The sequence below is a fragment of the Phenylobacterium sp. GW821-FHT12F10 genome (assembly GCF_058806695.1).
The window spans coordinates 473255-495083 of the sequence record NZ_JBXAPY010000003.1 but is presented as its reverse complement, the minus strand read 5'-3'; the positions used below and the strand labels follow the sequence as shown (position 1 = coordinate 495083).

General features: G+C 70.0%; 15 protein-coding genes and 1 riboswitch. Of the genes, 8 read left to right on the top strand and 7 right to left on the bottom strand.

Annotation, left to right across the window (positions count from 1 at the left end; all coding sequences use genetic code 11):
- Window positions 1-76 precede the first annotated feature (76 nt).
- Window positions 77-736: a glutathione S-transferase family protein gene (locus AC1RN5_RS18470; RefSeq protein WP_493042715.1), complete on the top strand. Its 660-nt coding sequence runs from the start codon at window positions 77-79 to the stop codon at window positions 734-736.
- A gap of 2 nt (window positions 737-738) precedes the next feature.
- Here the strand turns inward: AC1RN5_RS18470 and AC1RN5_RS18465 are convergent, their stop codons facing one another.
- From AC1RN5_RS18465 to AC1RN5_RS18455, 3 genes are all read right to left on the bottom strand, one after another.
- The gene (locus AC1RN5_RS18465; protein ID WP_493042713.1) at window positions 739-1587 is read right to left on the bottom strand and encodes a lipid A-modifier LpxR family protein; all 849 of its coding nucleotides are present in this window, start codon (window positions 1585-1587) and stop codon (window positions 739-741) included.
- Between the two features lie 137 nt (window positions 1588-1724).
- On the bottom strand, window positions 1725-2684 hold the full coding sequence (locus AC1RN5_RS18460) for a lipid A-modifier LpxR family protein (RefSeq protein WP_493042711.1): 960 nt from the start codon (window positions 2682-2684) through the stop codon (window positions 1725-1727).
- A 74-nt stretch (window positions 2685-2758) separates the two neighbouring features.
- Window positions 2759-4624, bottom strand: a complete 1866-nt coding sequence (locus AC1RN5_RS18455) for a ribonucleoside-diphosphate reductase subunit alpha (RefSeq protein WP_493042709.1) — start codon at window positions 4622-4624, stop codon at window positions 2759-2761.
- A 309-nt stretch (window positions 4625-4933) separates the two neighbouring features.
- Window positions 4934-5117: riboswitch (yybP-ykoY riboswitch) on the top strand.
- Between the two features lie 17 nt (window positions 5118-5134).
- Here AC1RN5_RS18455 and AC1RN5_RS18450 point away from each other — a divergent pair.
- Window positions 5135-5698 carry a TMEM165/GDT1 family protein gene (locus AC1RN5_RS18450; protein WP_493042707.1) on the top strand — a complete coding sequence of 188 codons (564 nt, stop codon included), beginning with the start codon at window positions 5135-5137 and terminating at the stop codon, window positions 5696-5698.
- Here the strand turns inward: AC1RN5_RS18450 and AC1RN5_RS18445 are convergent.
- The 4 genes from AC1RN5_RS18445 to AC1RN5_RS18430 form a co-directional block, all read right to left on the bottom strand.
- The gene (locus AC1RN5_RS18445) at window positions 5695-7479 is read right to left on the bottom strand and encodes an SLC13 family permease (protein WP_493042705.1); all 1785 of its coding nucleotides are present in this window, start codon (window positions 7477-7479) and stop codon (window positions 5695-5697) included. The genes AC1RN5_RS18450 and AC1RN5_RS18445 overlap by 4 nt on opposite strands.
- A 40-nt stretch (window positions 7480-7519) precedes the next feature.
- The gene (putA, locus tag AC1RN5_RS18440; protein WP_493042704.1) at window positions 7520-10609 is read right to left on the bottom strand and encodes a bifunctional proline dehydrogenase/L-glutamate gamma-semialdehyde dehydrogenase PutA; all 3090 of its coding nucleotides are present in this window, start codon (window positions 10607-10609) and stop codon (window positions 7520-7522) included.
- 190 nt (window positions 10610-10799) lie between these two features.
- Window positions 10800-11984 (bottom strand): OmpA family protein, encoded by a 1185-nt coding sequence (locus AC1RN5_RS18435; protein ID WP_493042702.1) that lies wholly within the window; start codon window positions 11982-11984, stop codon window positions 10800-10802.
- Window positions 11985-12592: 608 nt separating this feature from the next.
- On the bottom strand, window positions 12593-14380 hold the full coding sequence (locus AC1RN5_RS18430; protein ID WP_493042701.1) for a cation:proton antiporter domain-containing protein: 1788 nt from the start codon (window positions 14378-14380) through the stop codon (window positions 12593-12595).
- Window positions 14381-14469: 89 nt separating this feature from the next.
- On the opposite strand from AC1RN5_RS18430, the gene AC1RN5_RS18425 reads away from it, so the two are divergent.
- The 6 genes from AC1RN5_RS18425 (at window position 14470) to AC1RN5_RS18400 (ending at window position 21804) form a co-directional block, all read left to right on the top strand.
- Window positions 14470-14859, top strand: a complete 390-nt coding sequence (locus tag AC1RN5_RS18425; protein ID WP_493042699.1) for a DUF2946 family protein — start codon at window positions 14470-14472, stop codon at window positions 14857-14859.
- Between the two features lie 66 nt (window positions 14860-14925).
- Window positions 14926-16992 carry a TonB-dependent receptor family protein gene (locus AC1RN5_RS18420; protein WP_493042697.1) on the top strand — a complete coding sequence of 689 codons (2067 nt, stop codon included), beginning with the start codon at window positions 14926-14928 and terminating at the stop codon, window positions 16990-16992.
- Window positions 16980-17456: a YcnI family copper-binding membrane protein gene (locus tag AC1RN5_RS18415; RefSeq protein WP_493042695.1), complete on the top strand. Its 477-nt coding sequence runs from the start codon at window positions 16980-16982 to the stop codon at window positions 17454-17456. Before AC1RN5_RS18420 ends, AC1RN5_RS18415 begins: the two co-directional genes overlap by 13 nt.
- A gap of 19 nt (window positions 17457-17475) precedes the next feature.
- Window positions 17476-17964 carry a copper chaperone PCu(A)C gene (locus AC1RN5_RS18410; protein ID WP_493042693.1) on the top strand — a complete coding sequence of 163 codons (489 nt, stop codon included), beginning with the start codon at window positions 17476-17478 and terminating at the stop codon, window positions 17962-17964.
- Window positions 17965-18043: 79 nt separating this feature from the next.
- Window positions 18044-19675, top strand: a complete 1632-nt coding sequence (locus AC1RN5_RS18405) for an AMP-binding protein (RefSeq protein ID WP_493042691.1) — start codon at window positions 18044-18046, stop codon at window positions 19673-19675.
- An 83-nt stretch (window positions 19676-19758) separates the two neighbouring features.
- Complete coding sequence (locus AC1RN5_RS18400; RefSeq protein ID WP_493042690.1) at window positions 19759-21804, top strand: M13 family metallopeptidase; 2046 nt, start codon at window positions 19759-19761, stop codon at window positions 21802-21804.
- Window positions 21805-21829 lie beyond the last annotated feature (25 nt).

The following is a 21829-nucleotide window of genomic DNA, read 5'->3' as shown; positions in this document are numbered from 1 at the left end:
CATCGATCCACGACAACATCTAGCGGCGAGTTAACGCAGGCCCCCAAGATGTTGTGAATTGCATGGGGACGGACCAATGGCCGCAGCTCTGACCCTCTATGGCGCGCGGGGCTCCGGGGCGGTTCCCGTCGAGGCGGCCCTGACCCTGCTGGATATCCCCTACGCCCTGATCGACGCCTACACCTGGGACCATGACGACCCGGCCAGCGGCGACCAGGTGCTGAAGGCCAATCCCATGCGCCAGGTTCCCGCCCTGGTGCTGGCCTCCGGCGAGGTGATCAGCGAGAGCGCGGCGATCCTGATCTGGCTGGCCGAGACCCATCCGAAGGCGGGGCTGGCGCCGGCGCCGGGGGATCCGAGGCGCGCCCAGTTCCTGCGCTGGATGAGCTTCGTCTCCTCGGCCATCTATTCGCTCTACTGGGTCAAGGACGACCCATCGCGCCTCGTCCCCGATCCGGCCGGTCACGCCGCCCTGGAGACCCGCGTGCTGGACCGCATCGCCGACTGCTGGGGGATGATGGAGCGCCAGGTCACGCCCGGCCGCTATATCCTGGGCGACGACCTCACCGTGCTGGACCTCTATGTCGCCGCCGTCTCGCGGTTCCGGCCGCGCCGGAAGCGGTTCTACGAGGTGGCGCCGAGGATGGGCGAGGTGATGCGCCGGGTGGACGACGACCCGCGCCTGCACACCCTGTGGGCCGAGCGCATGGGCTTCCACGAGGGGTGGGAAGGCTAGATCTAGTGGCGGGGTTTGATGGAGAGCGAGAAGGCGACCATCGAGTCGTCCTTGGTCTCCTGGCCCCAGACCATGTGCTGGCCCTTCACCTCGCGGTGAATGTAGCCGAGCGAGGTCTGCATGGCGCCCTTGCGCCAGCCGACGCCGAGCTGGGCGTCGCCGATCAGGGCGCTGGAGGGGTCCGTGGACCAGCCCGCGCCGTTCCAGTCGCCGTTGTTGCGCTGCATGTTGAGGCCCACGGCCCGGCCGCTGGCGGCGGCGAACAGGTACCAGCGGCCTTCATTGCCGAAGGCCGCCCCGTCGCGGACGCCCAGGGCGCCCAGCCGCGACTTCAGGCCGTCGGAGGCCTTCTGGCCCAGGGTGAGCATGGCGCCGGCCTCGGCCGAACCGCCGGCGTTGGACATGCCCAGGCCCGCGTGGGGCGTCAGCGAGACGTCGTAGCGATCGGTGGCGAAGCTGACCGCGTCGGGCCAGTTGCGGGTGAGCGCGATCTCGTAGGCCTGGGCCTCGAACTCGGCGCGGTCGAAATTGACCGGCAGGCCGCCGGGCGCGCGGACGGTCCCGCCCACCGAGAGCCTGAGGGAATCGATGGCCACGCCGTGGTCGCCCAGCAGGACCTGGCTGTTGTCCCAGCGAACCGGACCGACGCCAAGGTTGTAGGTTTCCCGGTCCAGCAGATGGGCGATGGGATCGTCGTCCCGGGGCGAATAGGCCTTGGGATCGAAGGCCGCGTTCATCAGCTGAGCGGCGCCGGATTCGAAGGTGAGGGGCGTCGACTGCGCCGCGGCGCCCGTCGCCGCGCACATCCCGGTAATGCCCAAGGCGGTGGCCAGCCCAGCCATCGACCTCATGAGGCGATCTCCCCTTGCCGCGTCGTCTGGCGAGCGGCCCGACGACATCCTTCCACGCCCTGAGAAGGACGCAACGGGAAATTCGGTTCCCGTGCTTAACCGCCGCACCCCTCGCGGTTGGAGATTTTCCTGCAAGATCAGCGACGCGGCTTGATTGAAATGGTCAAGGCCACCATCGAATCGTCGCGGTGGTCCCAGCCCATCAGGGTCTGGGCGGCCTTCACCTTGCGCCGCATCCAGGCCAGCGAGGCCTGCACCGAGCCCTTGCGCCAGCCGACCCCGGCCTGGACGTCGCTGACCAGGGCGCTGGCGGCGTCGGTGGAGAGGCCGCGGTTGGACCAGTCGCCGTTGCTTCGCTGGACGTTGAGGCCCACGGCCCGGCCGCTGGCGGCGGCGAACAGATACCAGCGGCCGCGGTCGCCGAACCGCGCGCCGTCGCTGACCCCCAGGCGGTTCGCCAGGCCCTCGGCCTTCCGGCGCAGGCGGACCATGGCCCCGGCCTCGGCCTCGCCACCGGCGTTGGAGATGCCGACCCCGGCGTGGGGGGTCAGGTCCAGGTCGTACGGGCCGGCGTCCACCGCCACCAGGGCCGGCCAGCCACGGGTGTAGCTGACCTCATAGGCCTCGGTGTCGGCCGAGACCGCCTGGCCCGGGCGCGGCGGCAGGGCGCCCGGCGTGCGGGCGATCTGGCCGATGGAGACCCGCACCGCGTCCACGGCGTGGGCCGCGGGCCGGGCTATGGCCATCTCGCTCACCCTCCAGCGGGCCACCCCCTCGCCGGGGACGTAGGTCTCGGTGGCGAAGGCGGTGGGCGCATCCAGGGGTGTGCCGGTCACGGCCGGCTGGCGGAAATCGGGCTCGATCCCCGCCTCCGCCGCCGCGCCGCCGGCGAACTCGGGGGTGGGGGGCCGCACGAAGTCGGCCGCGGCCGTCGCGGCGGGGACGAAGACCGCCGCCTTCAGGCTGCTCCACTCCTGCTGGAAGACCCGGTCGCCCGGGGAGGTCTGGACCGCGGGCGCGGGGAAGACGGCGGCGCCGACCGCGGCCGTGGTGGCCGCGCATCCGAGCGTCAAAGCCGTCGCCGCGAGCAGTCGCATAGCCACTCCGAAGGACCCGCGCCGTTAGGTCGATTAACCTTGTAACGCAGGCCGGGCGACTTGGCGGCTGGGTTCTACTGGCAGGCGAGGCACTCGTCGTAGTCGGTCTTCTCGCTGGGGCCCTGGTCCATCATCACCAGGCCCTCGCCGCCGGCGTGGGCCGCGCGCTGCACCGACTTGGAGCGCAGGTAGTAGAGCGACTTGCAGCCCCGCTCCCAGGCCTGCCAGTGCAGCATGTGCAGGTCCCATTTGTCGACGTCGCCCGCCAGGAAGATGTTCACCGACTGGGACTGGCAGATGTCGGGCGTCCGGTCGGCGGCCAGTTCCACCACCCACCGCTGGTCCAGCTCGAAGGCGGTCTTGTAGACGTCCTTCTCGTCGTCGGTGAGGAAGTCCAGGTGCTGGACCGACCCCTCGTTCTCCAGGATCGTGTCCCAGACCGCCGCGGTGTTCTGGCCCTTCTCCTCGAGCAGGCGCTCCAGATAGGGGTTCTTGACCGCGAAGGTCCCCGACAGGGTCTTGTGGCTGTAGATGTTGGCCGGGATCGGCTCGATGCCGGCGCTGGTGCCGCCGCAGATGATCGAGATCGAGGCGGTCGGCGCGATGGCCAGCTTGTGGCTGAAGCGTTCCATGACGCCCATGTCGGCGGCGTCCGGGCAGGGGCCGCGCTCGGCGGCCAGGGTCCGGGAGGCCGCGTCGCATTGGCGGCGCAGGTGCTTGAAGAGGCGCATGTTCCAGGACTTGGCCAGCGCGCTCTCGAAGGGCACGTTCTGGGCCTGCAGGAACGAGTGGAAGCCCATCAGGCCCAGGCCCACCGACCGCTCGCGGATCGCGGCGTAGACGGCGTTCTTCATCTCCGGCGGGGCGCGGGTGATGAAGTCCTGCAGGACGTTGTCGAGGAAGCGCATGACGTCCTCGATGAAGGTCGGGTGGTCCCGCCACTCCATGAACTTCTCGGCGTTGACCGAGGAGAGGCAGCAGACGGCGGTGCGCTCGGCGCCCAGGTGGTCGGGGCCGGTGTGCAGCATGATCTCCGAGCACAGGTTCGACTGCCGGACCTTGAGGCCCAGGTCGCGCTGATGCTGCGGCATGGAGCGGTTCACGGTGTCGGAGAAGATCAGGTAGGGCTCGCCGGTCTGCAGGCGGATCTCGAGGATCTTCTGCCACAGGGTGCGGGCGTCGACCTCCTTGACCACGTCGCCGGTCTTGGGCGAGCGCAGGCCGAACATCTCCCCGTCGCGGACGGCCTCCATGAAGGCGTCGCTGATGGAGATGCCGTGGTGCAGGTTCAGGGACTTGCGGTTGAAGTCGCCCGAGGGTTTGCGGATCTCGAGGAACTCCTCGATCTCGGGGTGGTGGATGTCCAGATAGACCGCCGCCGAGCCGCGGCGCAGGGAGCCCTGGCTGATGGCCAGGGTCAGGCTGTCCATCACGCGGATGAAGGGGATGATGCCGCTGGTCTGGCCCGCGCCCTTCACCTTCTCGCCGATGGAGCGCACGCCGCCCCAATAGGTGCCGATGCCGCCGCCGTTGGAGGCCAGCGCCACGTTCTCGTTCCAGACGCTCTGGATGCCGTCGAGCGAATCGCCGACCGCGTTCAGGAAGCAGGAGATCGGCAGGCCGCGATCGGCGCCGCCGTTGGACAGCACGGGGGTGGCCGGCATGAACCAAAGGTTGGAGATGTAGTCGTAGACCCGCTGGGCGTGGTCGGCGTCATCGGCATAGGCCGTGGCGACCCGGGCGAACATGTCCTGATAGGACTCGCCCTGCAGCAGGTAGCGGTCCTCCAGGGTGGTCTTGCCGAAGTCGGTCAGCAGGGCGTCCCGCGACCGGTCGACCACGACCTTGCGGACCAGCTGCAGCTGCGGTCGATCGGCCCGTTCCGGGGCCGCCGTGTTGGCTTCCGAAACCGTCCGCAATGCCGCTTCGCTACTGCTCATGACCCAAAATCCATAACTATCAGGCGCTTCCGTCTAGAACCGCCCCAACGCGGCAAGCCCTACATCTAGTGGTCGCCCAACCCCAGATACGCATCATATGGGGGCATGAAGCCTAATGACTCGTCAACGGGGGGAATGGACGCGTCCCCAGGCTTTTTCGTTAACCAGGTCTTAACGTGGCGCTCCGGGGGTTGATCGACAAGGCTTTCCGGAGCGTCCGGCAGGCGCCGCTCACGACAGTGTGACAAAACATCTCGCCCACCGCGCGGGCAGTTTCACCTTGCGTCCCCGGGGGCCCCGCCCTATCCCCACGGCGTCACTGGGGAGTAGCCGCCTGCGGTTCCAGCAGGGGGCGCGTCAACAGACTTGTGCGGGGCCGAGAGGTCCCAAGCATGGCGCGTCCGGCATCAAGCTTGGCGAGACCTTTGGCTTTCGTGCGCTGATCTTTTGCGGGGTCGGCGGCGCGGAAAGCCATTGGTATGCGCCTGACCCCGCCCGGACGCTCGACTCATGGAAGCCTTCCTCGTCTCCGCCGGCCTCGTGGCCATCGCCGAAATCGGCGACAAGACCATGCTGCTGGCCATCCTGCTGGCCGCGCGGTTCCGCAAGCCGGTCCCGATCCTGCTGGGGATCTTCTTCGCCACCATCGCCAACCACGCCCTGGCCGCCTCCATCGGCTCGGTGGCCGGCGCCTTCTTCGACGGGCCCTGGATGAAGTGGGTCCTGGGCCTGGCCTTCATCGCCTTCGCCGGCTGGGCGCTGATTCCCGACACCTTCGAGGACAAGGACGCGCCCCGCGAGCGGGCCGGGTCCTCGGTCTTCTGGACCACCCTGGTGGCCTTCTTCTTCGTGGAGATGGGCGACAAGACCCAGGTGGCCACCGTCGCGCTGGGCGCGCGCTTCCACGAGGTGGCCCTGGTGGCGGCGGGCACCACGGTGGGCATGATGCTGGCCAACACTCCGGCGGTGTTCCTCGGCGACGCGGCCGCCACCAAGCTGCCGCTCACGGCCATCCGCTGGGCCGCGGCGGCCTCCTTCGCGGCCATCGGCCTGTGGATCCTGATCTGGGGCTAGCCCTTCACCAGGGGCCAGAACAGGGCGATCAGCGGCGTGCCGGCCGCCAGCACCAGCAGGGTCAGCGGCGCCCCCAGCCGGGGGTAGTCGCTGAACCTGTAGCCCCCCGGCCCCATCACCAGGGTGTTGCACTGGTGGCCGATGGGGGTGAGGAAGTCGCAGGCCGCGCCCACCGCGACGGCCATCAGGAAGGGGTCGGGATTGAGCCCCAGCTTGAGGGCCAGGGCCGCCCCCACCGGGGCCACGATCAGCACGGTGGCGGCGTTGTTCAGGAACGGCGTAGCGGCCATGGCCACGGCCATGATGGCCGCCAGAGCCAGCATGGGCGCCTGACCCCGGAAAATCGCCGAGAGCCAGCTGCCGATCAGGTCGGCCCCGCCGGTGGTCTGGATCGCCTCCGACACCGGGATCAGGGCCGCGATCAGCACCAGGACCGGACCGTCCAGGGCGGAATAGGCCTCCCGCATGCGGATCGAGCCGATGGCGATCATCACCACGGCGGCCCCGAAGAAGGCGATGGCAACAGGAACCACCTGGAAGGCCACCAGGACCATGGCGGCGCCCAGGATGACCGCCGGGGCCAGGGCGTGCCGGATGCCGCCCAGGCGCACCTCCCGCTCGGCCAGCGGCAGGAGACCCAGAGCGGTGAGGGCGGCCGGCAGGGTCCGCTCCCCGCCCTGCAGGACGATGACGTCGCCGCGCCGCAGGCGCACGCGGTTCAGGTGCTGGCTGAGGCGGAAGCCCGAGCGGCTGACCGCCAGCAGGTTGACGCCATGCTGGCCGTGCAGGTCGAAGCGCTGGGCGGTCTCGCCGATCAGCCCGGACTCCGCGCCCACCACAGCCTCGATGACCCGCACCTCCTCGGTGGGCTCCTCCATGGAGAGCGGCTTGTCGGCCCGGGTCAGGCGCAGCTTGGCCCGGGTGATCAGGTCGTCCAGACCCTGGGGATCGCCCTCCAGCAGCAGGGTGTCGCCGGGCAGGACCTTGGTGTTGGGGTGGGGCTGGGACTTGCGCTTGCCGCCCCGGAGCAGGGCCATGACCCGCACCTCCTGGTGCGCCATCGCGTGCAGGTCCAGGATGCGGTTCTTCTCGAAGGTCCAGTCCTCCGGGACCTGGACCTCGGTGAAATAGGCGTTGGCCGCCAGGGCCGCGTCGATGCCGGTGGCCGGGGTGCGGCCCTTGGGAAGCATCTTGTAGGCGAAGGACAGGAACAGCACGCCCATGGCCGCCAGGGCCAGGCCGACGGGGGCGTAGTCGTACATGCCGAAGGGCTTGCCCAGGATCTGCTCGCGCACCTGGGAGACGATGATGTTGGGCGCCGTGCCCACCAGGGTCACCAGGCCCCCCAGCAGGGCGCCGAAGGACATGGGCATCAACAGGCGGCCCGGAGAGGTCCCGGTCCGCCGCGCCACCTGCAGGGCCACCGGCATCATGATGGCCAGGGCGCCGACGTTCTTGGTGGCCGTCGACAGCAGGGTGACCGCCGCCGTCAGCACCGGGACCTGGCTGCGCTCGGTCTTGAGGCGCGGCAGCAAGGGGCGCAGCAGGGCCTCGATGATGCCGGAGCGGGCGAAGGCGGCGCTCACCACCAGGGCGCTCGCGATGATGACGGTGATGTCGTTGGAGAAGCCGTCGAAGGCGCTCTTGGCCGGCACCACCCCCAGCAGCACCCCGGCCAGCAGCGAGACCAGGGCGATCAGGTCGTAGCGGAACCGCCCCCAGATGAAGGCGCCGATGGTGACGGCGATCAGGCCGAAGGCCAGCGCCTGTTGGTGTGTCATGCCTTACCCCGCGCCCAATGGCTTGGGCGGGGAACGCGCGTCAGGGGTTGAGGTTCAGGAGGGCGGGGTCGCCGCCCTGGGCGGCGATGTTGACGCTCACCGCGCGCTCCACCGCGTAGCGCAGCAGGGCGTGCGGCCCGCCCGCCTTGGGTCCGGTGCCGGAAAGGCCCTCGCCCCCGAAGGGCTGGACCCCCACCACGGCGCCGATCATCGAGCGGTTCACATAGGCGTTGCCCGCCGGGACCGCGGCCCGGACCTGGTCGGCGAAGCCCTCGATGCGGCTGTGGATTCCCAGGGTCAGGCCATAGCCGGCCGCGGCCAGGGGACCGGCCGCCTCGTCCAGCCGGGCCGCGTCGTAGCGGACCACGTGCAGGATCGGGCCGAACACCTCCTTCTGCAGGAAGGCCGAGGACGGGATCTCCGCCAGGGTGGGGGCGAAGAAATGGCCGCCGGCCGGTTCGGCTGTCCGACGGATCACCTTGGCCTCGGTGTTCAGCCGCGCCAGGTGGGCGTTGAGGGCGGCCCGCGCGTCGGCGTCGATCACCGGGCCGATGTCGGTGCGCGGATCGGCCGGGTCGCCCAGCACCAGGGCGTCCATGGCCCCGGCCAGACCCTCGATCAGCAGGTCGGCGGTCTCCCGCGGCGCGAACAGGATGCGCAGGGCCGAGCAGCGCTGGCCCGCCGAGCCGAAGGCCGAGGCGATGACGTCGTCGATCACCTGCTCGCGCAGGGCGGTGGTGTCGACGAACATGGCGTTGAGGCCGCCGGTCTCGGCGATGAAGGGGACGATGGGCCCGGGTCGGGCCGCCAGGGTGCGGTTGATGGCCCAGGCGGTGTCGGTGCCGCCGGTGAAGGCCACGCCGGCGCAGGCCGGGTGGGCGGTGAGGGCGCCGCCCACGCTCGCGCCGTCGCCCGGCAGCAGGTGCAGCACCTCGACCGGCAAGCCGGCCTTGTGGAAAAGCCGCACGGCCTCGGCGGCGATCAGCGGAGTCTGCTCGGCCGGCTTGGCCAGGACCGCGTTGCCGGCGGCCAGGGCCGCGGCGATCTGGCCGCTGAAGATGGCCAGCGGGAAGTTCCAGGGGCTGATGCAGACGAAGACCCCGCGGCCGTGCAGGGAGAGCTGGTTCACCTCCCCCACCGGCCCCTTGAGGGTCTCGGGCCCCGCGAACTGGCGCTCGGCCAGGTGGGCGTAGTAGCGGCAGAAGTCGGCGGCCTCGCGGACCTCGGCGGCGCCGTCGCCATAGGTCTTGCCGGCCTCGGCGACGCAGACGGCGATCAGCCGGTCGCGGTGGGCCTCCAGGGCCTCTGCCATGGCGCGCAGCACCTTGGCCCGGCCGTGGCCGCCGCGGGCGTCCCAGGCGGGCTGGGCGGCCTTGGCGGCGGCGAAGGCGGCCTCGATGTCGGCCTCGCCCGCGCTCCAGGCCTGGCCGATCACCCGCTCGAGGTCGCTGGGGGATGTGCGCGCGGCGCTGGCTCCCGTCCCGGTCTCGCGGCCGGCGATGATCGGCCGGCCGGTGAGGAAGTCGAGCCCCGCCACGGCGGCGCTGAGCCGATCGCGGTCGGCGGCGATGGACAGGTCCACCCCGGTGGAGTTCCTGCGGGCCGAGCCATAGAGGTCGACCGGCAGCGGAATGCGCGGGTGCGGCGCACCGCCGGCGGCCTCCACCGTGGCGATGGGGTCGCCCACCACCGCCGAGACCGGGGTCTTCTCGTCCAGCAGGGCGTGGACGAAGGAGGTGTTGGCGCCGTTCTCCAGCAGGCGGCGCACCAGATAGGGCAGCAGGTCCTCGTGGCCGCCGACCGGGGCGTAGACCCGCAGCTTCAGCGGGCCGTAGCGCTCCACGGCGCCGGCATAGAGGGCCTCCCCCATGCCATGCAGGCGCTGGTACTCGGGCTCGACCCCGGCCCGACGCGCCATCTGGCGCACGGCGGCCAGGGTATGGGCGTTGTGGGTGGCGAACTGCGGATAGAGGGCCGGCGCCGCGGCCAGCAGGGCCCGGGCGCAGGCCAGGTACGAGACGTCGGTCGCGGCCTTGGTGGTGTAGACGGGATAGCCCGGCAGGCCGCCCACCTGGGCGCGCTTGATCTCGGAATCCCAATAGGCGCCCTTCACCAGCCGCACCATCAGCCGGCGTCCGGTGGCGCGCGCGATGTCGGCCACCGCCTCGATCGTCCGGGGACTGCGCTTCTGATAGGCCTGCACCGCCAGGCCCAGGCCCTTCCAGGTCCCCAGCTCCGGCTCGGCGGCGAGGCGCTCGAGGAGCTTGAGGGAGAGGACCAGCCGATCGGCCTCCTCGGCGTCGAGGGTCAGGTTGATGTTGGCGTCGGCGGCGATCCGGGCCAGGCGCAGGATGCGCGGATAGAGGTCGGACCAGACCCTGTCCTCCTGGCGGGCCTCGTAGCGCGGCGACAGGGCCGAGAGCTTCACCGAGACGCCGTGGCCAGCCTCCGGCCCCTGGCCCTTGGCCTTGGATCCCACCGTGGTCAGGGCGTCGGCATAGGCCTTCTCGTAGCGATCGGCGTCGGCGGCGGTGCGCGCGCCCTCCCCCAGCATGTCGAAGGAGCAGACGAATCCGTCCGCCCCCGCACGCTTGATGGCCTGCTCGATGGTCCGCCCCAGGACGAACTGCTCGCCCATGATCCGCACCGCCGCGCCCACGGCCTGGCGGATCACCGGCTCGCCCAGGCGGCCGGCCAGCCGGCGGATGAAGCCCGGCAGGTCGGCGCGCGCCTCCTCGTCGGGGTCGATCAGCTTGCCGGTGAGCATCAGGCTCCAGGTCGAGGCGTTCACCAGCAGGCTGTCGGAACGGCCCAGGTGGCTGGCCCAGTCGGCCGAGGCGATCTTCTCGGCGATCAGCCGGTCGCGGGTCCCTTCGTCGGGGGTGCGCAGCAGGGCCTCGGCCAGGCACATCAGGGCCAGGCCCTCGCGGGTCGACAGGGAGAACTCCTGCAGGAAGCTCTCCACCACCCCCTGCTTGGCCGCGCCCTTGCGCGCGAAGCGGACCAGGGCCTCGGCCTCCTGGCGCACCTCCTCGCGGTCCTCCGGCGACAGGGGCCGACTGGCGAGAAGGGCCGACACGGCCTCACGCTCGTCTGAAAATTTATCCCGGTCGAGATGGTCCCAAGACATGTCCGGCCCTCAAGTTCGGGCGGAAAATGCGAAATTGTTGCGGAAAACACAAGGCGGACGCGAAGACTTGACCGCGACAAGGCCGTGGACGGGGACGCGCCGGCCGGGGCGGCCGATGGCCCATAGCAAAAGGGCCCGGTCTTGCGACCGGGCCCCTCGCTTAGTTCGGCGAACCGCCGAGATCGATATCTTAGAAGTTGATGTCGATCGTCGAACGGCGGTTCAGCGGTTCCTTCACGCCGTCGCCGGTCGGAACGGCGAGTTGCGTTTCGCCCTTCCAGTCGACTTGCAGCGAGCCGGCGCCGACGCCTTGACCGACGAGCGCGTCAGCCACGGCCTTGGCCCGACGTTCCGACAGGCGGACGTTGTAGGCCGGCGAACCGGAGGAGTCGGTGTGACCGACGACCACCACGCGGGTGGCGTGGCCGGCGTTGGCGTAGTTCGCGGCTTCCGAAACCACCGTCTGGGCTTCCGGCGTCAGGACGTACTGGTCGAACGGGAAGTAGACGATGAATTGCTTGGCCTCATACGCCGGCGGGGGCGGAGGAGGCGGGGGCGGGGGAGGCGGCGGGGGCGGGGGCGGCGGGGGCGGCGGGGGCGGCGGCGGCGAAGCGAAGGAGTAACGCAGGCCGAGGGTCACCGATTGGTCGCGGTATTCGCCGCTGAAGACGCCGGGTTGCAGCGCGTTCGAACCGGTCGACGCGAAGTCGAGGTCCGAGCCGCCGAGCCAACGATAGGTCAGGTCGACGTTCAGCTTGTCAGTCGCCTGCCAGGCCAGACCGGCGATGAGTTGATAGGCGAGCGCCGTATCGTCGTCGTCGATGGTCAGGTTCTGGATGGCGGGGTTCGCCGCAGTGATCGCGCCGGTCACGCTGGAGAACTGGCCGACGGTCTTCAGCGAGACGTGGTTGATACCCACGCCAGCGCCGACGAAGGGATTGATGGTCGCGCCGGGGGCGAAGTCATAGAGCACGTTGCCCATGACGGTCCACGACTCGATCTCGCCGGTCGGGGCGCCGCAGGTCGGGGCGCCGGCGGTGCGCAGCACGCCCGGGGTGCAGAGACCCAGGATCGAGTTGCCCGTGCCGCCGCGGACCGACTTGATGTCGCCCGGACGGTAGCCGCCTTCGAGTTCAACGCGCCAGTTGTCGTTCAGCTGATAGCCGAGACGAGCAAAGCCGGCCCAATCCTTTTCCTGGTCGAACGTCCAGGAATAGGGCTTGGCGTTCGCGGCGTTGTTGGACGAGTCGGCTTCAATGCCTTCCGGCCAGTGGTAGCCAAGGTCGACGGCGCCGTACCAGCCTTCTTGAGCGGAAGCACCGGACGCGGCGAACACCGCAGCCAGGGCGGCTCCCGCCAGGAGTTTGAATTTCATATCAGAGCCCTCTCATTGCCCTCTGCTGCGGCCATATGACCCAGCACCTTTATAACAAGGCCGAAGCGCGGCGAAAGTGTCGCCGAAGCCACACCGACCGCCAATCTGCCCGACCCGCGAACTAGACGCCAGGACGCTACACAATAAACCCCTCAGCGATCAACTTCGGGACGGAAGACAGAGTCCTCCTTCGAGCCACTTTCAGCGTGCCTGGCGGACGCCGGAGTGTCGAATCTTGACGTTGAACTTGGCCGCGACGAATCAAACCGCCACCTCGGGCGCCCCGCGCCCATCGCCCAGTTCCACGGTTATCTTGTAAACCCGCCGGAAGGTCGCAGGCCCGTCCGGACGGCGAAACAGCGTCTGTCTCGATCATTCCGAACCGCTCGCGCGACATCCCCTGCCCCTCTTACCACTGGCGCGCCCCTGTCGCACCGACCCCGAGAACGTCGGCTCCCATATTTGGTTCCCGACAATTTTTACGAGGCCATCTCCAGGCGAAGATGGGGCGGCTGTGTCTCTTTAAGACCGCACTGTGACGCACTTTGTTCAAGATGAACAACATGTTCGCCCAACCGTGGAATATCGGCGCAGGGCGGCGGCCCGACTCACGCCTCTGCGTTGCGCCGATAACGGCGCACGCGGCCGCCCAGGGCCTCGGGCCGGTTGAGGGACTTGCGGAACTCATCGCGACGCTCGTGGATGGAGGCGATGATCAGGCCCATGGGCACGCCGATTTCCACCAGCACGGCCTCGGAGAGCTGGAGGGAGGCCTCGACGGTCTCCGGCACGGCGTCGGTGGCGCCCAGCTCATAGAGTCTCTGGGCCTGCCGGGCGTCCCGCGCGCGGGCCACGATGGTGAGATCGGGCCGCATCTGGCGGGCGGTGGCGACGATGGTCTCCACCCCGTCGGGGGCGTCCATGGTCACCACCAGGGAGGGCGCGGTCTCCAGGCCGCAGCGCCGCAGGAATTCCGGGCGCGAGGCGTCGCCGAAGAAGATTGATTCGCCGGCGCGGCGGGCGGCCTCCACGAGGCGCGGATCCCGCTCGGCGGCGACCCAGGGAATGTCGTGGCGGCTGAGCATGTCGCCCACCAGCCGTCCGACCCGGCCGTAGCCCACCACCAGGACCCGGGGCTTCTCCCCGTCGGCCGGCGCCGGCGGTTCGGCCGCCAAGCCCTCCCCGGACACCTTGCGCCCGCCCAGCTTCAGCCCCAGGGCCGCCAGCAGCGGGATGCACATCATCGACAGTGTGGAGGAGACCAGCACCGTCTGGCCGATCGCGCGGTCGACGATGCCGTCCCCCATGGCCGCCGACAGGATGACGAAGGCGAACTCGCCGCCGCCGGCCAGCAGCAGGCCGGCCTCGATCGCCGGCGGCGACTTCAGGCCGAACAGCCGCGCCAGGCCGTAGACCACCGAGGCGTTCAGCAGGATCAGGCCGAGCGCCATGCCCAGCACCAGCAGGGGCTGGGCCGCGAGGATCGAGAGATCGAGGCCGATGCCCACCGAGAGGAAGAACAGGCCCAGCAGCAGGCCCTTGAAGGGTTCGATGGTGACCTCGACCTCGTGGCGGTACTCGGTCTCGGCCAGCAGCAGGCCGGCGATGAAGGCGCCGAGCGCCATGGACAGGCCCGTGAGCGCGCTCACCAGCCCCGCCCCGATCACCACCAGCAGGCAGGCGGCCATGAACAGCTCTTCGCTCTTGGCGCGCGCCACCGACTTCAGCATGGGGCGCAGCAGCAGCCGGCCGAACACCACCAGCCCCAGAACCCCCAGAACCGCCGGCGCGAAGGCCAACAGCAGCTTGGGCGAGAAGGCCTGATCGCCGCCGCCCCGGCCCAGGATGGCCAGGGTGATCAGGATCGGGGCCACCGCCAGGTCCTGGAACAGCAGCACCGAGAAGGTGGCGCGCCCGGCGGTCGAGTGCTGGCGCTTCTGCTCGGTCAGGATCGGCATGACCACGGCGGTGGAGGACAGCGCCAGGGCCGCGCCGATGGCCATGGCCGCGATCGGGTCGACTCCGAAGAAGATGGCGACGCCGGCGATGGCGGCGATGCAGAGCCCCACCTGCAGGGCGCCCATGCCGAACACGAAGCGGCGCATCAGCCGCAGGCGCTCCCAGGAGAGCTCCAGCCCGATCATGAACAGCAGGAAGACCACGCCGAACTCGGCGAGTTGGGCGACCTCCTGCGGGTTGTCGATGGTGAAGTAGCCGACCCAGGGAAGGCTGTCGCTGAGCGCCCCCAGGCCGTAGGGGCCGAGCACCACCCCGGCGCCGAGGAAGCCGAGGATGGGGCTGATCCGCCAACGGCGGAACAGAGGCACGATCACGCCGGCGGTGGCGAGAAAGAGTATGACGTCTTTGTATTCGCCGGGCGAAACGTGGCCTTCCATGCGCTCTCCTTGTGGATGAGCGTGACTATGCCCGTCGGAAGGGGCCTTGCGGAACCCGCGTTCACGGCCTTATGACCGGCGCCATGCAGATGGGCGCGGATCGAGGCAGGTCGCGGGGGCGTACGCCCCTGGCCGTCCTGTTCGCGGTCGCCGCCCTGCTGATCCAGGCCCTCCTGCCCGCCGCCGCCCTGGCCGCGGAGTCGACGGGCGGCGTCCGCATCGAGCTCTGCACCCCGGAAGGCGCCAAGACCGTGGTCATCGACCACGACGGCAAGGCCCAGAAGGGCTTCGCCGGCCTGCCCTGCCACGACTGCCTGGGCGCCACCCTGGCGGTGACGGCGACGCCGGAACTGTCTGTCGTCCCGATCGCCTATGTGGCCGAACGCATCGTCCAGGCCCCGACCGTCGAAGTCGTCCTGCGCGGCGCCCGCGCCCCGCCCCGCCCCTTCGGCCAAGGCCCTCCCAGCCACACTCTCTGACCCTTCACCACGCGCCGGTCCCTGCGTCCGCGCGCGTCCTGACGTCCTTGAGTCTGGAATCTCCACATGCCTTCGTCTTCACGCGCCACGCTGCGCGCCGTCCTGCTCGCCGCCGGGGCCCTGGCCGCCCCGGCCCTCGCCCTGGCCGAGGAACAGCCCACCACCGTCGACAGCGTCGTCGTCACCGCCGCCCGCAACCCCGAGGACCCGCCCGTCGTCGCCCAGGCCCGGGCGCGCCTGTCCGAAACCCCCGGCGCGGTCGCGGTGGTCTCGGCCGAATCCTACGCCAGCCGCTACGCCCCCGGCCTCGCCGACCTGTTGCGGGACGTGCCCGGGGTCTACGCCCAGAAGAAATGGGGCGGCGACACCCGGCTCTCGATCCGCGGCTCGGGGATCGGCAATTCCACCCACAACCGCGGAACCCTGCTCGCCCAGGACGGCGTGCCCTTCAACGAGGCCGACGGCTTTGGCGACTTCCAGCTGATCGACCCGTCGATCGCCCGCTACACCGAGGTCTACAAGGGCGGCAACGCCCTGCGGTTCGGCGGCGCCCTGCTGGGCGGGGCCATCAACCTGGTGACCCCCACCGGCCGCGACGCCGGGGCCGATAACCTGCTCCGTGTGGAAGGCGGGTCCTATGGGACCCTGCGCGGCCACGCCGAGGCGGCGCGGGTTCGGGGCGACTGGGATGTCTTCGGGGCGGTCACCGCCCAGCAGGCCGAGGGCTGGCGCGCCCAGAGCGCCGGCCAGGAACAGCATGCCAGCCTGAACATCGGCCGCCGCTTCGGCGGCGAGCAGGAAATCCGCCTGCTGATCCACGGCGGCTATGTCCACCAGGAGATTCCCGGTTCGGTGACCCTGGCCCAGGCCCTGAACAGTCCGCAGGCGGCCAATCCCGCCAACCGCGCTCTCAACTACCAGCGCGACATGGGCTCGGTGCGCGGCGCCCTGCAGACCCGCTGGCGGCTGACGCCGTCGACGGTGTTCGAGGGCGGGGTCTATGCGACCTGGAAGGACCTGGACCACCCCATCTTCCAGGTGATCGACCAGGAGAGCCGCAACTGGGGCGCCTTCGGCCGCTTCGACTGGGAGGGAGAACTGGCCGGTCGCCGCGCCGACGCCTTCTACGGAGTCTCGTTCCGCTCGGGCGACCTGGACGCCAACCAGTGGGTCAACCGGGCCGGCTCCCACGGCGCCCAGACCGCCAAGAGCCGCCAGAACGCCCGGGCCCTGGATGTCTTCGCCGAGGGCCGGGTCTTCGTGACCGACCAGGTCGCCCTGGTGGCCGGCGGCGCCTATGGCCGCGCCGAGCGGGACTATCAGAGCTTCAGGCTGCCGGGCGTGGCCGCCAGCTTCGACCTGACCGCCGGCAAGGACGACGACTGGTTCGCTCCGCGCATCGGCCTGCTCTGGCAGGATGAGGCCGGCGCCCAGGTCTACGCCAACCTGACCCGCTCGGTGGAGCCGCCCAACTTCAGCGCCCTGTCGCCCATGGTCGGCGGCTTCACGCCTCTGAGACCGCAGGACGCCTGGACCGGCGAGATCGGAACCCGCGGACGCCGGGGGCCGCTCATCTGGGACCTGGCCCTCTACCGCGCCCAGCTCCAGCACGAGCTGCTCACCTATACGGTCAACGCCGCCCAGGGGATTCCGGCCGCCACCTTCAACGCCGACAGGACGATCCATCAGGGCCTGGAGGCCGGCCTCGACTGGACGATTGTCCAGGGCCTGCGGCTGCGGCAGACCTACGCCTGGTCGGACTTCCGGTTCGAGGGCGACATCCAGTACGGCGACCACCGCCTCCCCGTCGTGCCCGAGCACCTCTACCGGGCTGAGCTCCGCTACGCGCATCCCTCCGGCTGGTTCGTGGCGCCCTCCGTCGAGTGGTCGCTCAAGGACACCGTCGTCGACTATCAGAACACCCTGAGATCGCCGGCCTACGCCGTCGCAAACCTCGGCGCCGGCTGGAAGCTGGCAGGGGGCCTCAGCCTGTTCCTCGACGCCCGCAACCTGTTCGACAGGCGCTACGTCTCCAACTTCGGCGCCATCACCGACGCCCGCCTGGTTTCGCAGGCCGTCTTCTTCCCCGGCGAGGGCCGGTCCGTCTTCGGAGGCCTGACATGGCGCTACTGAAATCCGCCGTCCTGGCCGCCGGACTTGGCCTGACGGCGTCCCCGGCCCTGGCCCATGTCGGCGCCGACCCCGGCCAGGCTCCGGCCGGCGCCTACCAGACCGTGAGCTTCCGGGTCGGGCACGGCTGCGGCGCGGCGGCCACCACGGCCCTGCGCATCGAGACGCCCGAAGGTCTCGCCAGCGCCCGGCCCCAGCCCAAGCCGGGCTGGACGCTGAGCATCGAGAAGATCGGCGACCGGCCCACGGCCTTCACCTGGCGCGGCGAGCTGCCGGCCGACCAGTTCGACACCTTCGCCATCCTGGTGAAGCTGTCGGCCGCGGCGGGGGTCCTCTATTTCCCCACCGTCCAGACCTGCGGGACCCAGGAGTCCCAATGGACCCAGATCCCCGACCCGGGCGAACCGCCCGGTGACCTCTCCCATCCGGCCCCGGCGCTCCGTGTCGCGCCCGCCGAACAGCCCTGAACCTGATAGAGTGGATTCCATGCGAAACCTGATCCTCGGCCTGAGCGCCGCCGTCCTGATCTCCGCCCCGGCCCAGGCCGCCACCTACCGCCTCGGCGGGCTCGAGGTCGGCCAGCCCTGGAGCCGGCCCGCCGCCGCCGGAACCAACGGCGCGGGCTATATGACCCTCACCAACCGGGGCGCCGCCCCCGACACCCTGACCGCCATCGAAAGCCCCGCGGCCCGGCTCGTGGAGATGCACAGGACCTCCATGGACGGCGGCGTCATGAGGATGCAGCGCCTCGACAGCGTCCTGCTGCCGCCCGGCAAGGCCATCACCTTCGCCCCGGCCGGGTACCACATCATGCTGATCGGCCTGGCCAAGGCGCAGAAGGCCGGCGACGCCGTCCCCGCCACCCTGGTCTTTTCCAGCGGCGCGCGGCTGAAGATCGAGTTCGCCGTGGGCGCCGGCCCGGCGGGCGGCGCCCCGGCCATGGGCGCCATGCCGATGGATCATATGAACCACTAAAACGACCGTTCGGTCGGCGTTGACAGCAGCGCCGACCGAACGTTTATGCGCTCCATATTTTAAGTATGGAGGATTGCCCGTGGAGGTTTGGAATTACGCCAACCTGTGGGAGTCGGTGGCCTCGGCCATCCCCAACCGCCCCGCCCTTATTCATGGTGAGCGCGTCATCACCTGGCGCGACTTCGATCGGCGCGCCAATGCGCTCGCCCAGCACTTCATCGACTCCGGCCTGACCCATCAGTCGAAGGTGGCCGCCTATCTCTACAATGCGCCGGAATACATCGAGACCTATTTCGCGGCCTTCAAGGGCGGCTTCGTCCCCTTCAACACCAACTACCGGTACGGCGGCGACGAGCTGACCTACCTGTTCGACAACGCCGACGCCGAGGCCGTGGTGTTCCACGCCTCCTTCGCCGAGATGGCCGACAAGGTGCGCGGCCGCCTGCCCAAGGTGAAGACCTGGGTCGCGGTTCCGGAGCCAGGCTGCGAGATCCCCGACTGGGCGGTCAATTACGACGAGATCGTCGCCAAGGGCGCCGACCACGTCGAGGCCCCCTGGGGCCGGTCCGCCGACGACCTGCTGCTGATGTACACCGGCGGCACCACCGGCATGCCCAAGGGCGTGATGTGGCGCCAGGAAGACCTGTTCAAGGGTCTGGGCGGCGGCGCCAACCTGCTGCTGGGCCTGCCCCCCATGGAACGGGTGGCCGAGGCCGGCGAGCGCGCCAAGGCCGTCGAGGCCTCCGGGGAACAGCCCATCACCATCCCGGTCGCCCCGCTGATGCACGCCACCGGCCAGTTCATCGGCTTCGGCCAGCTGGTCTCCGGCGGCGCGGTGGCCACCCTGCCCTCGCGCCGCTTCAACCCCGCCGAGCTGTTCGACGAGGTCCAGCGCCTGGGCGTCTCGGGCCTAATCATCGTGGGGCCGGCCTTCGCCGCCCCCATGCTGGAGACCCTGGAGGCCAACCCCGGCAAGTGGCCGATGCCCAGCCTGAAGCGCATCATCTCCTCGGGCGCCATGTGGGGGGCGGAGAACAAGCAGGGCCTGCTCAAGCACCTGCCCCACATCATGCTGATGGACAGCCTCGGCTCCTCCGAGGCCCTGGGCCTGGCCTCGTCGGTCTCCGGCGGCGGCGCGGCGGCCGGCACGGCCAAGTTCACCACCGGCCCCAATGCGGCGGTGTTCACCGAGGACGGCGAGCGGGTCCTGCCCGGCTCCGGCGTCCGCGGCCTGGTGGCGGTCGGCGGCTTCACGCCGAGCGGCTACTACAAGGACCCGGAAAAGTCGGCCAAGACCTTCCGCACCTTCGAGGGCAAGCGCTGGAGCGTGCCCGGCGACTGGGCGACGGTGGAGGCCGACGGCTCCATCACCCTGCTGGGCCGCGGCTCCCAGGTGATCAACACCGGAGGTGAGAAGGTCTTCCCCGAGGAAGTGGAAGAGGCCCTCAAGCGCTTCCCCGGCGTGCGTGACGCCGCGGTGGTGGGGGTGCCCGACCCGCGCTTCGGCGAGCGGATCTGCGCGGTGGTGGAGGTGATCGGCAAGGCTGAGCCGACCTTGGCCGAACTGGCCGCCCACGTGCGAAGCCACCTGGCCGACTACAAGGCCCCCCGCGAGCTGGTCCTGGCGCCCGTCGGCCGGGCGCCGAACGGCAAGCTGGACTACAAGGCCCTCAAGGCGCTGGCCCTGGCCAAGCTTGGCGTCACCACCTGAACGTAACCAAAATGTAACGAGCCAGGGCGGGCGCGACCGGGGCATGGTCGCGCCCAAACCCTTTCCGAGGCTTTGAACACCCCATGAAGACCTTCTGGCTCGCCGCCTGCGCGGCGTCCGCCCTGGCGCTCGGCGCCGTTCCCGCCCTGGCCGCGGACACCACCGACCTGGCCAAGGCCCCGCGCATGGGCCCCTGGGGCTTCGACAGCGCCGGCCGCGACCTGAGCGTCAGCCCCCGCGACGACCTCTATATGTACGCCAACGGGACCTATCTGAAGCAGATGGAGATCCCGGCGGACCGCTCCCGCTACGGCTCCTTCGACAAGCTCAACGAGCTGTCGGTCAACCGCATGCGGGCGGTGCTGGAGAAGGCCTCGGCCAACCCGGCCGCCGCCGGCGACGAGGCCAGGATCGGCGCCCTCTATCGCAGCTTCATGGACGAGGCCGCCGTCAACGCCCTGGGCGCCAAGCCGATGGCCGCCGACCTGGCGGAGATCTCCAAGTCCAACACCCTGAGCGACGTCGCCCGCCTGATGGGCAAGTCGCAGATGATGTTCGGCGGCTCGGTGTTCGGGGCCTATCCCGGCGACGACGCCAAGGACCCCGAACACTATGTGGTCACCCTGATCCAGGGCGGCCTCGGCCTCCCCGACCGGGACTACTATCTCGACCCCAAGTTCGCGCCGCAGAAGGCCGCCTACGAGGCCTATGTCGCCAAGCTGCTGACCCTGTCGGGCTGGACCGATCCGGCGGCCAACGCCAAGGCGATCGTCGAGTTCGAGACCGAGATCGCCAAGGTCTCCTGGACCCGGGCCGAGCGTCGCGACGACGACAAGACCTACAACCCCTTCGCGGTGAAGGACCTGGCGGCCTATGCGCCGGGCTTCGACTGGACCGCCTTCATGGCCGGCGCCGGCCTGGCCGGCGTGCAGAAGGTCGTGGTGGCCGAGAACACCGCCTTCCCGAAGATCGCGGCGCTGTACGCCAAGACCCCGCTGAACACCCTGAAGGCCTGGCAGGCCTTCCACCTCGCCGACCAGGCCGCGCCCTATCTCTCCAAGGACTTCGACCAGGCCAATTACGAGTTCCGCAACAAGACCCTGTCGGGCCAGCCCGTGCAGGCCGACCGCTGGAAACGGGGCGTGACCCTGGTGGACAGCCAGATCGGCGAGGCCCTGGGCAAGCTCTATGTCGACGCCTACTTCCCGCCCGAGAGCAAGGCCAAGATGGACGCCCTGGTGGCCGACATCAAAGGCGCCATGAAGGGCCGGATCGAGAAGCTCACCTGGATGAGCCCGCCCACCAAGGCCAAGGCCCTGGAGAAGCTCGCCAAGTTCAGCGTGATGATCGCCTATCCGGAAACCTGGCGGGACTATTCGGCCCTGACCATCAAGGACGGCGACCTCTACGGCAATGTCGCGCGGGCCACCGCCTTTGAGTGGAACCGCACCGTCAACCGCCTGGGTGAGAAGGTCGACAAGAAGGAATGGGGCATGACGCCCCCGACCATCAACGCCTACTACTCCCCCACCAAGAACGGCATCGTCTTCCCGGCCGCCATCCTGCAGCCGCCCTTCTTCGATCCCGACGGCGACCCGGCCATCAACTACGGCGGCATCGGCGGGGTGATCGGGCACGAGATCACCCACGGCTTCGACGACCAGGGCCGCAAGTCCGACGGCGACGGCCGGCTCACCGACTGGTGGACCGCCGAGGACGCCGCCAAGTTCGACGCCCAGGCCAAGAAGTACGGCGCGCAATACGCCGCGGTGGAGGTCCTGCCGGGCGCCCACATCAATCCCGAACTGACCATGGGGGAGAACATCGCCGACCTGGGCGGAGTGCTGCTGGCGCTGGACGCCTACCACGCGTCCCTGAAGGGCAAGCCGGCTCCGGTGATCGACGGCCTGACCGGCGACCAGCGGGTGTTCCTGGGCTGGGCCCAGGTCTGGCGCTCCAAGTCCCGCGAGGACCGCACCCGCCAGCGGCTGGTCTCCGACCCCCACTCCCCCGAGCAGTACCGCGCCGACATCCCGGTGCGGAACGTGGACGCCTTCTACAAGGCCTTCGGCGTGAAGTCGGGCGACAAGATGTACGTGGCCCCGGAAAACCGCGTCCGCATCTGGTGACGATCAGGAGGGTTGGGGCCCGGGG

Bases quoted from the DNA above. Each gene is read 5' to 3' on its own strand.
- AC1RN5_RS18470 (WP_493042715.1), top strand. From the start codon at position 77: ATGGCCGCAGCTCTGACCCTCTATGGCGCGCGGGGCTCCGGGGCGGTT.
- AC1RN5_RS18465 (WP_493042713.1), bottom strand. From the start codon at position 1,587: ATGAGGTCGATGGCTGGGCTGGCCACCGCCTTGGGCATTACCGGGATG.
- AC1RN5_RS18460 (WP_493042711.1), bottom strand. From the start codon at position 2,684: ATGCGACTGCTCGCGGCGACGGCTTTGACGCTCGGATGCGCGGCCACC.
- AC1RN5_RS18455 (WP_493042709.1), bottom strand. From the start codon at position 4,624: ATGAGCAGTAGCGAAGCGGCATTGCGGACGGTTTCGGAAGCCAACACG.
- AC1RN5_RS18450 (WP_493042707.1), top strand. From the start codon at position 5,135: ATGGAAGCCTTCCTCGTCTCCGCCGGCCTCGTGGCCATCGCCGAAATC.
- AC1RN5_RS18445 (WP_493042705.1), bottom strand. From the start codon at position 7,479: ATGACACACCAACAGGCGCTGGCCTTCGGCCTGATCGCCGTCACCATC.
- putA (WP_493042704.1), bottom strand. From the start codon at position 10,609: ATGTCTTGGGACCATCTCGACCGGGATAAATTTTCAGACGAGCGTGAG.
- AC1RN5_RS18435 (WP_493042702.1), bottom strand. From the start codon at position 11,984: ATGAAATTCAAACTCCTGGCGGGAGCCGCCCTGGCTGCGGTGTTCGCC.
- AC1RN5_RS18430 (WP_493042701.1), bottom strand. From the start codon at position 14,380: ATGGAAGGCCACGTTTCGCCCGGCGAATACAAAGACGTCATACTCTTT.
- AC1RN5_RS18425 (WP_493042699.1), top strand. From the start codon at position 14,470: ATGGGCGCGGATCGAGGCAGGTCGCGGGGGCGTACGCCCCTGGCCGTC.
- AC1RN5_RS18420 (WP_493042697.1), top strand. From the start codon at position 14,926: ATGCCTTCGTCTTCACGCGCCACGCTGCGCGCCGTCCTGCTCGCCGCC.
- AC1RN5_RS18415 (WP_493042695.1), top strand. From the start codon at position 16,980: ATGGCGCTACTGAAATCCGCCGTCCTGGCCGCCGGACTTGGCCTGACG.
- AC1RN5_RS18410 (WP_493042693.1), top strand. From the start codon at position 17,476: ATGCGAAACCTGATCCTCGGCCTGAGCGCCGCCGTCCTGATCTCCGCC.
- AC1RN5_RS18400 (WP_493042690.1), top strand. From the start codon at position 19,759: ATGAAGACCTTCTGGCTCGCCGCCTGCGCGGCGTCCGCCCTGGCGCTC.